Below are 13,424 nucleotides of genomic sequence, written 5' to 3'. Positions count from 1 at the left end.
TACGACCACCTCAGTGGCGTTATGTCATTTATGAGTGGAATGCCCCTGGATGGGTTTGTTCCCGTACGGCCGTGAACTGCTGTCGCACCGCCTGACCCACCGCCAGCTCGTCGCCCGGCTCCAGCACCTGCGCCGCCGCGCCCTGCCAGGCCGGCGGGGTACGCGGGTCGAGTGTGCCCTGCGACACGCCGAGCGCCCAGGCGGCCTGCCGGGCCGCGCCGATCGCCGCGTAGTCCGCCGGCTGCGGTACGACGACCTGTGCCCCGAACAGCGCGGGCGCCGAGGCCTGTACGGCGGGCAGCTCCGCGGCCGGGCCCAGCAGGAAGATCCGCCGCACGTCAACGCCCCGGCCGCGCAGCACGTCGAGCGCGTCGCCGAGTCCGCACAGCATGCCCTCGAACGCGGCCCGCGCCAGATGCTCGGGCTTCATCGACTCCCGCCGCAGCCCGGCGAGCGTGCCCGCGGTGTGCGGCAGGCTCGGCGTCCGCTCACCCTCCAGATAGGGCAGCAGCACCAGGCCGTGAGCCCCCGGCGTCGACTTCATCGCCAGCTCGGACAGGCCCTCCAGGTCCGGCAGCCCGAGCAGCTCGGCGGTACCGCGCAGGGTCCGAACGGCGTTCAGGGTGGTGACGACCGGCAGGTGCATACCGGTGGCGTCGGCCAGGGAGGTGATCATCCCGGACTGGTCGGCCAGCGCCTCCGGGTGCACGGCCATCACGGACCCGGAGGCCCCGAGCGACACGACCGCGTCCCCGAGCCCGATCCCGAGTCCGAACGCGGCGGCCATGGTCTCGCCCGTCCCGGCCGAGATCAGCAGCCCCTCCGGGGTCGTACCGGCCGCGTCCGACGGGCCGATCACCTCCGGCAGCATCGCCTGGTGCCCGAGGGCCAGCTCGACCAGGTCGGGCCGGTACCCGCCCGTCGCGGCCGACCAGTACCCGGTCGAGGAGGCCCCGCCGCGATCGGTCGTCCTGCGCACGGGCCGCCCGAGCAACTGCCACACCAGCCAGTCGTGCGCCTGGAGCAGGACGGCGGTGCGCCGGGCGTTCTCCGGTTCGTTCTTCGCGAGCCAGCGCAGCTTGGTGACGGGCTGGGCGGCCTGCGGCACGCACCCCACGGCCTGCGCCCAGGCCTCGCGCCCGCCGAGCGCGTCGACGAGATCGGCCGCCGCGACCTGCGCCCGCTTGTCGCCGCCGACCAGCGCCGGGCGGACCGTGTTGCCCTGGGCGTCCAGCGGGACGAGGGCGTTCTGCTGCGCGGAGACACCGATGGCCTGCACGCCCTCCAGCAGACCGCCCCCCGCGGCCTCGCCGAGAGAGAGCAGCCAGGCCTGCGGATCTATGTCGCTGGGGCGACCCTCCGCCGGATGCGGGGCGTACCCCTGCCTGAGCACGGCTCCGGTGTCCGTGTCGCAGACCACGATGCGTGTGAAGTCCGGTGAGCTGTCCAGCCCGGCGACTATCCCCATACGGAGAATTTTGCAGCATTCCTGCGGATGGTTCGGCCGAGGACGTCCAACGGGGTGGGTGCCCGTGTTCCGCTAGGTGTTGCTGGTGCCCCAGTCGTCCTCGGGCGTGCCGTTGAGGTTGCGCTCCCGCAGGGAGCGGACCCGCCGGCTCACCGTCTGCGGGACATGGTCGCCGACCTTGCCGCTGACCGTGTGAAACGCCCTGCCCGCGTACTGGCGGCCCTGCTGGGCGGCCGTCTCGGCGGTGTTGCGGACGGCCGGGTTCTGCGCGATCCGCCGGGCGGACTTCTTCAGCTGCTCGTACCGCTCGCGTCCGGCCCTGGTGCCGAGTACGTAACCGAGGGCCAGTCCCGCGACGAACGTGAGCCGGTAGCGCATGGCTGCCACCCTTCCCTTGCCTGGGTCTGCTGGCGCGACGTGGGCGCCGAGGGTACCGATTGGCGGAGCACCCCCCTGCTTGCGCTAATGTATGTGTCGCAGCGAGCGCCCGCCCCCTGGCGAATACCCAGGTAGGTACGTTCGATGCAATCGAGGCGATCCTCCGTAGCTCAATTGGCAGAGCAGCCGGCTGTTAACCGGCAGGTTACTGGTTCGAGTCCAGTCGGGGGAGCTTCGGTCCTCCGTAGCTCAATTGGCAGAGCAGCCGGCTGTTAACCGGCAGGTTACTGGTTCGAGTCCAGTCGGGGGAGCGCAGTGAACGAGGACCCCTTGGGGGTCCTTTTTCATGCCCGCGGGAACCGCCGCTTCCGCGTCGATGTCCTCGAGGTCATGAGCAGCACAGATGCCGACCATCCGAAGCAGGAGATCGTATGAGCGGCTATGCTGCGGCAGACGGCGCGCACACTTGTACGCGACACGCCGCTATGGGGCGGTAGCTCAGCCGGTTAGAGCAGCGGACTCATAATCCGTCGGCCGTGGGTTCGAGTCCCACCCGCCCCACCAGCGCAGGCCTCCGGCCTGCAGAAACGTATCTGCAGATGGCCCCGCGGTGCCGTGCGGCAAGATCGAGAGGGCCCGCGGCAACCGGGTGACCCTCCCGGCCGACACGCCGGCGCGGCGCACGGCCGCCGTCCGATCACCGCACGGCCCCCGCCCTGCCCCCTTAGGACGGTTCGGTTCGGAGGGTTCGGCCCGGACGGCCCCGGGATTCGGACCACGGCGACGAAGGGCTCGTGGAATCCAGGCGGTCCGGTCCCTCCACGCCGCTCGGGCGTCCGGTCGAGGGCAGGCGCAGGCGCATGATGCGCAGTCGTTCCTGCCTGCCTGGTGCGGGACCGGCGCGGACGGCGCGCCGTGCCGTCCCCGCCGGGTGAGGGCAGGCACCGGTGGGGAACTGATCGACCGCCACCCTCAGTTCGAGTTCCGGGGCGTCACTCCTCGTAGACCGGCGCGAGGTGGGCCAGTGCCGCATCCGCCTGCACCGCGGCCCGGGCCGGGCTCGCCGCGCGGGTCATCACATGGCCCAGCCGCTCGTGGCTGTGGGACGGCCAGACGGTCCGCCGGCCGGCCTCGGCCTTCGTCCGGAAGGCGACGACCGAGGGGAAGTTGGCCAGGACGCCCGGGTCGGGTACGCCGGTCACCGTCCCCGACCGCCCGGCGATGAACCGGATCGCGGCGCCCTCGGCCCGGGTCGGCGTCAGATCGGGGCGTCCGCCGCTGTGCGCGACGACCGACTGGCGCAGCAGTTCCACCCCCGTGGCGTGATGGACCAGATCAGGGATGAAGTCCCCGCCCGTGTGCGCGTTGACCTCGATCAGCACCGGGCCGCGCGGGGTCAGCTTGGCCTCCACGTGCGCCGGGCCGAAGTCGAAGCCGGGGGCGTCCAGTGCCGCCACGGCAAGCTCCGCGGCCGCCGTGGCCTCGTCGGCCAGCGCCGACGGGAAGGTGTGGCCCAGCTCGACGAAGTGCGGTGTCGGGCCCAGCAGTTTGTCGGTGACGCCGAGCACGCTCGTACGGCCCTCGAAAGTGAACGTCTCCTGTGCTGCGGCCACCGGCACGCCGTCGGCGACGAGGGCCGCCGCGCTGTCGTGGTAGTACGCCGAGATGCCCAGAACCAGATCGGCCATGTCCTCTTCCCCTCTTTCTTCGCTTCTCCGCCTCTTCGCTTTTCCGCTTTTCCGTGCGCTCAGCGTTTCCTGTGACGACGCCTGGCCCGCCGGTCGGCCAGCCAGGCGTGTGCGCCGGTGGGCGGATCGAGCGAGCGGTAGCCCTCGCGCACCCGGCGCCAGGCGGCCTCACGGGTCTCGGTGCCACTGCCCGCCGCGAGAGCGGACATGAAGGCGTCGATGGCGTCCGCCGCCCATGCGGAGTGCCCCGTGGCCACGTTGTCGATGGTGTTGTGGAGGTCGACGAACCGTGTGCTGAAGCCGTGCTCGCGCAGTGCCAGCCGGGCCCGCCGGTAACTGCCGCCCACCCCCGACAGCTCCATGGCGAGGTTCAGCCCCAGCACCTCCGGCTGGAAGGTCTGCGGGAAGCGGCCGATGGCGAGCCAGAACACGGGCAGCTCGAAGGAACGGTCCTTGAACCCCGGCCAGCGGGCGAACTCGGCCGAGCCGGTCGGTGGCAGGTCCACCCCCATCTCCGTGACCAAGTGGCGGTAGATCAAGGGGTGGTTGAGGTCCGGCCGTCCGTTGCCCAGCTCGTCCCAGTACGTCTCGAACAGGGAGTGACCGATGTCCGAGGAGGCCAGCTGGTAGTCCGTGAACCCCTGCAGCCAGGCACCGTCGATCATCGTCAACGGGGCGAGCTGCAGAGTGGACTCGACCAGCTGCTCCCGGGACGGCAGCCCCGTGTCGGAGCCGCGCTCGAACTCGGCCGCAGGCCGGTCGTGCTGCTCGGACAGCCAGGGCCGCAGTCCGTCGGCAGGCCAGCTGTCGGGCAGGGGCATACCGGGCCCGGACATCCGCACCCGCGCCCGGCCCAGCCGCCCGTGGACGTACTCCAGGGCCCAGCGGCGCACCGCCGGGGGCTGGCCGCGGCGCTGGAGCAGCACGTAGGCCTCACGCAGGTCCGCGGGAGCCCGGTCGTCGGACGCTGCGCAGACCGGCGGCCGGGAAGCCGACTGCCCGGAGGCGGGCTGTCCTGAAGCCGGGTGTCCTGATGCCGGATGCCCTGACAGCGACGGCTCGGCCGTTTCCGGCACCCTCCGCCGCCGTATTGCCGCGTCGGCGGCGTCCCGGTCCTGTGCGGCGTCCCGGTCCTGTGCGGCGTGCCGGTCCTGTGCGGCGTGCCGGTCCTGTGCGGCGTGCCGGTCCTGTGCGGCGTCCCGGTCCTGTACGTCGTCCCCGTCCTGCCGGTGCCCGTCCCGCCCCTTGCGCCCGTCGGCGTCGGCCTGCCGCTCCCCGCGCTCCGGGTCGTCGAGCGAGGCGATCCAGCGGCGCAGGACGTCCAGGTCCTCCTCGGAGAAGACACGGAACATCGCGCCCCGTTCGCCGACCAGCCCGTTCACGAGCGGACTGCGCTCCGGGCGGCCGGGGCGCACCAGCGAGCTGGTGGCGAGGGCCGTGAGCAAGCGGTACGGGTCCTCGCGGGCCTCGGCCAGCCAGTCGGCGAGCGGCCGGCCCGCGAGCTGGTACCCGTGGTGGTAGACCGCTCCCTCGCGGGCGCGCAGCCGGAGCAGGTCGGCGGCCTCCTGGCGGGGGTCGAGGACCCCGGCCAGGTCCGTGCGCAGGGCCGTGTGCCACTCCCGCAGTGCCGTCAGGGCCCAGCCGAATCCGCTCAGCACCCCGTCCCGCACCTCGGACGGCGCCTCCTCGGTCAGTGTCTCCACCGCCGTCGGGGCTGCCTCGAGTCCGCCCGCGGGTCCCCGCGGCCGGGTGGCGCCCGGGTCCAGCGCCTCCCAGTCGACGCCCTCGCCCACCAGCGTCCGCAGCGGGGTGAGCGCGGGCAGCAGACCGACCTGGCACAGACAGAGGTCGGAACCGAGGATCTCGGCCCGGAAGTCCTCAGGCCGCCTGCTCATGACGAGCAGCAGCGCGGGCAGGACGAAGGACTCCTGCCCGATTCTCGGATCCAGGACGGTCCGGGCGGCCGGCACCGCGTGCTCCGCCGCGCGCAGGCTCTGGAGCAGGGGCCAGACAGGCGTGCCCGCGTGAGCTGCGCGGATGGCCGACACCGACGTCCGAGGCGTACAGGGACAGGACGGCGAGGGCGCCGGGATCGTCCGACTCGGCCATGCTGCTCAGCCACTGCAGCCATGCTCCGGACAGCAGGGCGAGCGGTGCACAGCCGAGCGCCAGGCGCTGGGCCGCCCGGGCCCGGACGGTGTCCTGCCGGGCCCCGGCGGCCAACTGCCGGAAGACCGCGGCCTCTTCGGTGGACCACTGCGCGGCCTGCCGGAGCAGCGCCGGCAGGTCCGGGGAGTCCTGTCCGGACGGAGCGGGCCCGGCGATCAGCTCCCGGACCCGGGCCACCGGCAGCCGGTCGGCCCGTGGACTTTCCGGGTCGCAGAACGCGGCGTACCACGCCCTGGCCCAGGAGACGTTCGGCGCGTCGTCGCGGATGTCCTCCGCCGGCGCCCGCAGAACTGTCGAAGACATCGCTGTTGCCTCCTTCTCCCGGTCTAGAACATCGGATAGATCGAGGCGTCCTCGTTCCGCTTTCCGCGGCGGCGCCGGAACAGGGTGTCGATGATTTTGCGCAGGAAACTCATGGAATTCCTCCTGACGTGTGGTCACCGCAGGGAAAGCCGGTCGGCAAGCAGCCCGGCGACGATGTCGTGTCCGTGGTCGGTGAAGTGAATTCGGTCGACGAATATCCAGTCATCGGCGTCGATCGCCCCGCCGAGCACCGGATTCATGTCGAGGAAGGGCACGCCCAGCTTGTCGCAGCCTCCGCGCAGCTGGTCGACGTAGCGGCGTCCGGCCTCGATCGTGCAGATATCGCCGTACGCCCGACCGAAATTGGCGATGGCGTCCAGCTCGTCGAAAAGGAGCTGTTCCTCGGTGGCCGGGCGTTCGCGCACCCATGGTGCGAGCGGCTGCAGGACGAAGGTGAGCCGGGCGCCGAGCCCTTCGGCGAGCAGCCGCCAGGTGTCGAGATGGCGCAGGGTCAGTTCGACCGCAGCCGTGAGCTGTCCGTCGAGGTCGGGCACGGCCTGGTCCGCGCTCGGCCGCTGCGGTTCCCGCCGGGCGGCCCGGCGTGACTGCCCGGCCGCCCGGCGCTGCCGGATGCGCAGCTCCCGTACCTGCTCAAGGTACTCGTGGCCGTTGAAGAAGGCACCGCTGTCCCCCTGCATCCAGCGGGGCAGCCGGGCGAGCCCGAGGTTGTTGAACCCGGTGAACAGCACGATCTCCTCGACGCGCGGCACCAGGTGGCGGTACAGCGTGAAAAGGAGCAGCTCCTGGGCGGAGTTGAAGCTGCGTCCGCCGAAGTTGAGCCAGGGCCGGCCGCGAGGGCGAGCAGGGCCACCGCGGCCCACGGTGGGGAGCCAGCCGCCCAGGCGATACCGGCGCAGGCCACGCAGAACGCCCACCCCGAGCGGCGCAGCGCCACGGCCGCGCGCCGGGGAGTGTCGATTCTGCGGCTGACCGCGACCTGGAGGAGGACGATGATCGCGGTGTTCGCCACGACCGCTGCCGAGACCGTCCAGCGGGGTGCGGAGGTCGCGCTCACCACCCACAGCGGAAGCGCCACGGTGAGGACGCGGTACTGGATCGACAGCACTCCGTCCAGCAGCGACAGGGCGAGATGCGGCCGGTCGCGCAGCGCCGTTCAGCGGCCGGCCGTGGCCGGCGGACGCACGGCCGTGGTGCGGGGCAGCCGGCAGGCGAGCAGCAGCGCCACGACGAAACAGGCGCTGTCCAGCAGCACCAGGCGGTGGTAACCGCGCACGGTGTCCGTCTGGGCGGCCCACCCGGCGATCACGGCGCCGACCGCGATGCCGACGTTGGTGACGGACCTGATGTAGGCGCGCAGTTCCTGCGGCCGTCCGTCCGCGATGTCGTTGATGATCGGGCCGCGGGCCACCAGGAGCGTGGCCTGTGCCGTCGTCGCGAGGACCACGACGAGCAGGACCGACCAGGAGACCCGGGCCAGCAGGAACGCCGCCGTGGCGGCCGCGCTCAGCGCCAGGCTGGCCAGCAGCACGACCCGCGGGCCGTGACGGTCGGCGAGGTGGCCGGCCGGGACCCCGAGGACCAGGGACACGAAGCCGGCGATGCTGAAGGCGATGCCGATCTGAAGGGCCGGCAGCCCGACCGCCCGGGTGAAATAGAGAACACCTGCGGTGAGGAATATCCCCTTCCCCGTCGAGCTGGCCAGTGTTACCCAGGCCAATGAGCGCTGCGCCTTTGAGTCCGGCAGTACCGCAGGACGAATGCGCACCCGAAAAACTCCCGTAAGTTCCGGGGCGGCAAGCGTGACAACGCCGTCTGCGAGCACCCCGTGAAGAAACAACGCCGGTATTACCCGCCCCGGCCCGGCCGAACAGTCGCCGAGGTTGGTGATTCCCTCCTCGGCTCCGCAACAGGGGTCTCGCAACTGAGACGCGGGGTGCGGCGAAAGGCCCGGACAACGAAGCGGCCGGCAGGCGGTGTTCGCCTGCCGGCCGGTGGCCGGTCCGGAATTCCCCGGCTCAGCGGCCGTTGTTCCGGTAATCCGTCCGGTTCAGGAGCCGTACTCCCAAGAATTCATGTAGGTGTTCTGGTCCTCGGTGATCGAGTCGATCGACACGCCCATGCTGTCCAGCTTCAGGCGGGCGACGTTCTTGTCGATCTCGGTCGGCACCTCGTAGACCCGGGGCTCCAGCGAGGCGTGGTTCGCCGTCAGCCACTCCGCGGTCAGCGCCTGGTCCGCGAAGGACATGTCCATCACGGAGGCCGGGTGGCCCTCGGCGGCACCGAGGTTGACCAGGCGGCCCTCGGCGACCAGCAGCAGCCTGCGGCCGTCGGCCATCACGTACTCGTCCGTCTGGTGGCGGATGCGCGAGCGCTTCTCCACCGACATGGCCTCCAGCCCGGCGACGTCCACCTCGACGTCGAAGTGACCGGCGTTGGAGAGGATGGCGCCGTCCTTCATCACCTCGAAGTGCTCCTTGCGCAGCACGCCGCGGTTGCTGGTGACGGTGACGAACACGTCGCCGATGCGGGCCGCCTCCGCCATCGGCAGCACCCGGTAACCCTGCATCAGCGCGTCCAGCGCCTTGGTGGGGTCGACCTCGGTCACGACGACCGAGGCACCGAGGCCCGCCGCCCGCTGCGCGACACCCTGGCCGCAGTAACCGAAACCGGCCACGACGACGGTCTGCCCGGCGAAGAGCAGGTTGGTGGCCCGCATGATGGCGTCGAGCGAGGACTGACCGGTGCCGTACCGGTTGTCGAACATGTGCTTGGTGTCGGTGTCGTTGACCGCGACCATCGGGAACTTGAGGGCGGCGCCGTCGGCCATCTGCCGCAGCCGCACGACACCGGTCGTGGTCTCCTCGCAGCCGCCCTTGATCGACTCCAGCAGCTCGGTGCGCGCGGTGTGCACCGTGTTGACCAGGTCGCACCCGTCGTCGAAGACGAAGTCGGGGTTGATGTCCAGCGCGGAGTTGATGTGCCGGTAGTACCCGTCGCGGTCGATGCCGTTGACGGCGAAGACGGAGATCCCGTACTCGGCCACGAGCGCCGCGACCGTGTCGTCCTGCGTGGAGAGCGGGTTGCTGGCGCAGGCGGCGAGTTCGGCGCCACCGGCCTTCAGCGTGCGCAGCAGTACGGCCGTCTCCGTGGTCATGTGCATACACGCCGCGAACCGGATGCCTTCGAAGGGCCTTTCCTTCGCGAAACGCTCCCTCACCTGGCGCAGCACCGGCATGTTGCGCTCGGCCCACTCGATCCTGCGCACGCCCTGCGCGCTCAGAGCCTTGTCCTTGACGTCGTGCTTCGGGAGTTCAGACATGGCTGAAGACTAGCCTCGCTCTCGTGTTGGCATGGTGGGTAATCGGCCACGGCCCCGCACGGCATCGCGGGCGGCCGGGGAACGTTGACACAGCGTCAGTTAGCTGACTGCGCCTGGGACTTCTGCCCGGGCAGGGCGATGGCGATCAGCACGGTGGTGACCAGGGCGACGAGGGTACCGGCGGTGAACGCGGTCTGGAATCCCGCGGCTTGGTGTTCCGCGGTGGGCGCGCCGAGTGACCGGGTGTGCTGGGTCGCGAGGCTCACCAGGATCGCGACGAAGGCCGCCGTGCCCACCTGCTGGAAGGTGTTGAGCAGGCCACCCGCCATGCCCTGGAGTTGCTCGGGAACGCCGGTGGTCGCCGCCATCATGGCGGTGGCGAAGAAGGCGGCGAATCCCAGGCCCATCAGGATCGTGCCCGGCAGCACGCCGGAGGCGTAGTCGCTGTCCGCGGAGATCCGCGACAGCAGGAACACACCCACGGTCACCAGCGCGCCGCCGGTGATGCAGACGATCTTTGGCCGGAACTTCCCGGCGGCGATGGCGGACACCGGCCCCGCCACGGCGACGGACACGCCGAGCGGCAGGAACGAGAGTCCGGTGTTCAGGGCCGAACGGCCCTGGACCTGCTGGAGGAAGAGCGAGAGCTGCAGCGCGGTGGTGCCCATGACGCCCGGGATCAGGAAGCTGGCGACGTTGGCGACGCTCAGGGCGCGGCTGCGGAAGACGCCGAGCGGCACGAGCGGGGCGGCCGCCCGGGACTCCACCACCACGAAGACCACGAGCAGCAGGACGCCCGCGACGATGCCCACCGCCGCGCGCGTGCCGTTGTCCGGAACCTGGCTCAGCCCGTAGATCAGGGCCACGAACCCGGCCGCGGACAGCACCACACCGGGCAGGTCGTACGTGCGCGGGCCCGCCGCGCCGCGGGCCGCGGGCAGCACCCGGAAGGCCGCGGGGACGGCGAGGGCCGTCAGGGGCACGTTGACGAAGAACACGGCGCGCCAGCCCCAGAGTTGGACCAGGATGCCGCCGAGCAGCACACCGATGGCGAAGCCGCTGGCGGTGGCGGCGCTGAACCAGCCGAGGGCCTTGTTGCGCTGGGCCTCGTCGGGAAACCCGGTGGTGATCAGGGAGAGCGCGGCCGGTGCGATCAGCGCGGCGCCGACGCCCTGTACGGCGCGCATGCCGATGAGCAGGGCGGGGACCGTGGCCAGGCCCGCGATCAGGGAGGCCGCGCCGAACGCCGTCACGCCCACGACGAGCATCAGGCGCCGGCCGATCAGGTCCGACAGCCGCCCGCCGAGCAGCAGCAGGCTGCCGAAGCCGAGCGCGTAGGCGCTGACCACCCACTGTGTGCCGTGTTCGCCGAGTCCGACGGAGGACTCCATGCTGGGCAGTGCGACGTTAACGATCGAGAAGTCCAGGAGCAGCATGAGCTGCACCCCGCACAGAAGAACAAGGGCACCGGGCCGGTTCTGGTTCGCCGCGCTCTGGCTTCCCGTGCTCTCCCGGTCGAGCGCTCCGGCTTCTGACATAAGCGGGACACAGCCTTTCGCTTGAGGAGTGAACAGGGGCTGAGCTCGGTGAGCCTAGCCGAATGCGACGCTCCGGAAACCGGACGGCGAAGCAGGAGGCATGTGCTTTCGGTCAGTCTGTGTCAGGTGTCGGGCTTGGAGGGCTGGTTGAGGGCCCCATGGGACCCATCGCATTTCAGCCACCGTGGCTGTCGTATCTCATATCGCGGACGAAGAGATGCCTTGCTTACACGTTGCTTCGAGCGATACGTTCAGGGCACTGAAAGGAGGATCCACTGTGTCGCCGACAGAATTGACTCGATGTCGCAGGAGCTCCTGCGCGATACGCGTCGGTGTGATATCGACGCCCCCCTCCCAGGCTCGCCGGCCATACTCGGCCACCTCCGCCTTCCTCCCGTGCCATCCCCGTCACCTCAAGACCACCCGACCGTCAACTCCAGCTGATGGGCTGGATCCACGGTCAGGCAGGCGAGGGCGGGAATGCGCGGGAGGCTTCGCGTGAAGCTCGCACTGCGCCAACTTTCCCACGACTACGTCGTTTCCCGGTCGCTCGACAAGAACCCGAACTGGAATGCCAGCCTCCACCTGGACAAGGTGGTCTGCCGGTCGATCAGCAACTGGTACGACCAGGCGCCGCTCAGCACGGGGACCGAGCAGGAAGCCCTTCAGTACCGAATACTGAAGGAAGACACCCTCGAGCAGTTCGAGCTGTTACGTAAAAACGGCGTCAGCATTGAACCGTGGCTGACCGACGGACAGCCGTACACTTCCTCTGCCGCACTGTCTGATCAATTACATGCCGAGAAGAAACTTTATGTGTTTCTAACGGCCAACGGGCACGGAGAGGGCAACGGGATCGAGAGCGCCGAGCGGCCCCCCGATCACCCCATGCTGGAACCCTCGCCCGTCACTTCCAAAGGCGTGCGTTTCCTTTTCAATGATCTTTTCCGCGCCGTGCATGACGCGTTCGGTCACGCGGCACGGGGGAATCGTTTCACCGCACGTGGCGAGTTCATGGCGGCCTGGGACCACATGAAGATGTACCCCCCGGCCTGCCATCCCGTGCTGCTGTCGGAGACCGTCGGCCAGATCTGCTGGTTCTACTTCGGGCCCCACGTGCGCCGCCCCGACGGCTCCGTGCCCGGCCCCCCCGATCCCGACTACGTGCCGCCGGCGCGGCGGCCGTACTCCCCGCAGAAGACCGTCCCGATGCCGGACGAGCTGCTGTCAGCCTTCCGTTCTCTCTTCAAGCAGGTGAGCAGATGATGTCCGACGCCCGGGAGCACTTCCCGATCCTGACCCAGCAGGTGGACGGCCACCCCCTGGCCTACCTCGACAACGCGGCCACCACGCAGAAGCCGCGCCAGGTGCTCGACGCGGTCGTCCGCTACTACTCGGAGTCGAACGCCAACGTCGGGCGCAGTGTGCACGCGATGAGCATGCGGGCCACGGACGCCTACGAGGCCGCACGGGAGACCGTCCGCGGTTTCGTGAACGCCGCCGACGCCTCGGAGATCGTGTTCACCAAGGGCACCACCGAATCGGTGAACCTGGTCGCCGAGGGCTTTGTCACCGAACTGGTCTCGGCCGGCGACGAGATCGTCGTCAGCGGCATGGAGCACCACTCCAACCTGCTTCCCTGGCACCGGGTGTGCCGGCGCACGGGCGCGGTGCTGCGGGTCGTTCCGACCGACGCCGACGGCGAGATCACGGCAGCCGCGTTCGCCGAACAGCTGGGCCCGCGCACCCGGTTCGCCGCGGTGGCGCACGTGTCCAATGTGCAGGGGACGGTCAACCCGGTCGCCGAGATCTCCGCGCTGACCCGCGAACGCGGCATTCCGCTGCTGGTCGACGGCGCCCAGGCGGTCGCGCACCGCCCGGTCGACGTACAGGCGCTCGGCGCCGACTTCTACTGCTTCTCCGGGCACAAGATGTACGCGCCCATGGGCACCGGCGTGCTCTACGGGCGGGCGGAGCTGCTGGAACGCACCGACCCGCTGCTGGTCGGCGGCGGCATGGTCCGGCACGTCAACGCCGAGGGGCCGCAGAAGGTCTTCCCGGCACCGGCCCTGTTCGAGGGCGGGACGCCGAACATCGCCGGGGCGGTCGGGCTCGCGGCCGCGGTCGAGTACCTGACCGGCATCGGCATGGACCAGGTCGCCGCGCACGACGCGGAGCTGACGGCGCGCGCCGCCGCCGGGCTGCGCGGGCTCGACGGCGTAAGGGTGTTCGGCGCCCAGCAGCCGTCCGGCGGGCTGGTCTCCTTCGGCGTCGACGGCCTGCACCCCTACGACGTGGGCAACCACCTCAGCGCCAACGGGATCATGGTCCGCACCGGTGTGCACTGCGCCATGCCGTTCGTCGACTCCCTCGGCGTGGTCGGCACGGTGCGCGCCTCCTTCGCGGTCTACAACACGCCCGAGGAGGTGGACCGGCTCGTCGAGACCGTGGCCACCGCCGAGAAGGGCTTCTGGACGAACGAGCACCCCAACGAGCGCTTCCTCAGCGACTGATCCGCCCCGCTCCGTGAAAGGACGGTC

General features: G+C 70.6%; 11 protein-coding genes and 3 tRNA genes. 5 read left to right on the top strand and 9 right to left on the bottom strand.

The window, feature by feature from the left end:
- Positions 1 to 28: 28 nt before the first annotated feature.
- Entirely contained in the window at positions 29 to 1,468 is a 1,440-nt protein-coding gene (locus GQF42_RS15300) for an FGGY family carbohydrate kinase (RefSeq protein ID WP_158920199.1), read from the bottom strand.
- A gap of 72 nt (positions 1,469 to 1,540) precedes the next feature.
- On the bottom strand, positions 1,541 to 1,846 hold the full coding sequence (locus GQF42_RS15295) for a YtxH domain-containing protein (protein WP_158920197.1): 306 nt from the start codon (positions 1,844 to 1,846) through the stop codon (positions 1,541 to 1,543).
- A 159-nt stretch (positions 1,847 to 2,005) separates the two neighbouring features.
- Between GQF42_RS15295 and GQF42_RS15290 the strand changes: the two genes are divergently transcribed.
- The 3 genes from GQF42_RS15290 (at position 2,006) to GQF42_RS15280 (ending at position 2,410) form a co-directional block, all read left to right on the top strand.
- Positions 2,006 to 2,078, top strand: a tRNA-Asn gene (locus GQF42_RS15290).
- Between the two features lie 6 nt (positions 2,079 to 2,084).
- A tRNA-Asn gene (locus GQF42_RS15285) sits at positions 2,085 to 2,157 on the top strand.
- Positions 2,158 to 2,333: 176 nt separating this feature from the next.
- A tRNA-Ile gene (locus GQF42_RS15280) sits at positions 2,334 to 2,410 on the top strand.
- Positions 2,411 to 2,838: 428 nt separating this feature from the next.
- Here the strand turns inward: GQF42_RS15280 and GQF42_RS15275 are convergent.
- The 7 genes from GQF42_RS15275 to GQF42_RS15245 all read right to left on the bottom strand — a co-directional run bounded on the left by GQF42_RS15275 (position 2,839) and on the right by GQF42_RS15245 (position 10,884).
- Positions 2,839 to 3,534, bottom strand: a complete 696-nt coding sequence (locus tag GQF42_RS15275) for an ATP-grasp domain-containing protein (protein WP_158920195.1) — start codon at positions 3,532 to 3,534, stop codon at positions 2,839 to 2,841.
- 59 nt (positions 3,535 to 3,593) lie between these two features.
- Positions 3,594 to 5,504, bottom strand: coding sequence for an iron-containing redox enzyme family protein (locus GQF42_RS15270; RefSeq protein ID WP_233273354.1), 1,911 nt, complete (start codon positions 5,502 to 5,504; stop codon positions 3,594 to 3,596).
- Positions 5,413 to 6,006, bottom strand: coding sequence for a hypothetical protein (locus GQF42_RS15265; RefSeq protein ID WP_158920193.1), 594 nt, complete (start codon positions 6,004 to 6,006; stop codon positions 5,413 to 5,415). The genes GQF42_RS15270 and GQF42_RS15265 overlap by 92 nt, the downstream gene beginning before the upstream one ends.
- 134 nt (positions 6,007 to 6,140) lie before the next feature.
- Complete coding sequence (locus GQF42_RS15260; RefSeq protein ID WP_158920191.1) at positions 6,141 to 6,941, bottom strand: SGNH/GDSL hydrolase family protein; 801 nt, start codon at positions 6,939 to 6,941, stop codon at positions 6,141 to 6,143.
- A 239-nt stretch (positions 6,942 to 7,180) separates the two neighbouring features.
- The gene (locus GQF42_RS15255; RefSeq protein ID WP_158920189.1) at positions 7,181 to 7,744 is read right to left on the bottom strand and encodes an MFS transporter; all 564 of its coding nucleotides are present in this window, start codon (positions 7,742 to 7,744) and stop codon (positions 7,181 to 7,183) included.
- 330 nt (positions 7,745 to 8,074) lie between these two features.
- On the bottom strand, positions 8,075 to 9,346 hold the full coding sequence (locus tag GQF42_RS15250) for an adenosylhomocysteinase (protein WP_158920187.1): 1,272 nt from the start codon (positions 9,344 to 9,346) through the stop codon (positions 8,075 to 8,077).
- Positions 9,347 to 9,441: 95 nt separating this feature from the next.
- Positions 9,442 to 10,884: an MFS transporter gene (locus GQF42_RS15245; protein ID WP_158920185.1), complete on the bottom strand. Its 1,443-nt coding sequence runs from the start codon at positions 10,882 to 10,884 to the stop codon at positions 9,442 to 9,444.
- Between the two features lie 498 nt (positions 10,885 to 11,382).
- Here GQF42_RS15245 and GQF42_RS15240 point away from each other — a divergent pair, with 498 nt between their 5' ends.
- Together GQF42_RS15240 and GQF42_RS15235 are read left to right on the top strand one after the other, a co-directional pair.
- Positions 11,383 to 12,150, top strand: coding sequence for a hypothetical protein (locus GQF42_RS15240; RefSeq protein ID WP_158920183.1), 768 nt, complete (start codon positions 11,383 to 11,385; stop codon positions 12,148 to 12,150).
- Complete coding sequence (locus tag GQF42_RS15235) at positions 12,147 to 13,397, top strand: aminotransferase class V-fold PLP-dependent enzyme (protein WP_158920181.1); 1,251 nt, start codon at positions 12,147 to 12,149, stop codon at positions 13,395 to 13,397. Before GQF42_RS15240 ends, GQF42_RS15235 begins: the two co-directional genes overlap by 4 nt.
- Positions 13,398 to 13,424: the final 27 nt, after the last annotated feature.

Source organism: Streptomyces broussonetiae (assembly GCF_009796285.1).
GTDB classification, from domain to species: domain Bacteria; phylum Actinomycetota; class Actinomycetes; order Streptomycetales; family Streptomycetaceae; genus Streptomyces; species Streptomyces broussonetiae.
This window is presented reverse-complemented; position numbering and strand designations above follow the sequence as displayed.

What these genes read in the sequence shown, in the direction of transcription:
- GQF42_RS15245 (WP_158920185.1), bottom strand. Translation starts at nt 10,884, where the DNA reads ATGTCAGAAGCCGGAGCGCTCGACCGGGAGAGCACGGGAAGCCAGAGC.
- GQF42_RS15275 (WP_158920195.1), bottom strand. Translation starts at nt 3,534, where the DNA reads ATGGCCGATCTGGTTCTGGGCATCTCGGCGTACTACCACGACAGCGCG.
- GQF42_RS15265 (WP_158920193.1), bottom strand. Translation starts at nt 6,006, where the DNA reads ATGTCTTCGACAGTTCTGCGGGCGCCGGCGGAGGACATCCGCGACGAC.
- GQF42_RS15295 (WP_158920197.1), bottom strand. Translation starts at nt 1,846, where the DNA reads ATGCGCTACCGGCTCACGTTCGTCGCGGGACTGGCCCTCGGTTACGTA.
- GQF42_RS15300 (WP_158920199.1), bottom strand. Translation starts at nt 1,468, where the DNA reads ATGGGGATAGTCGCCGGGCTGGACAGCTCACCGGACTTCACACGCATC.
- GQF42_RS15250 (WP_158920187.1), bottom strand. Translation starts at nt 9,346, where the DNA reads ATGTCTGAACTCCCGAAGCACGACGTCAAGGACAAGGCTCTGAGCGCG.
- GQF42_RS15235 (WP_158920181.1), top strand. Translation starts at nt 12,147, where the DNA reads ATGATGTCCGACGCCCGGGAGCACTTCCCGATCCTGACCCAGCAGGTG.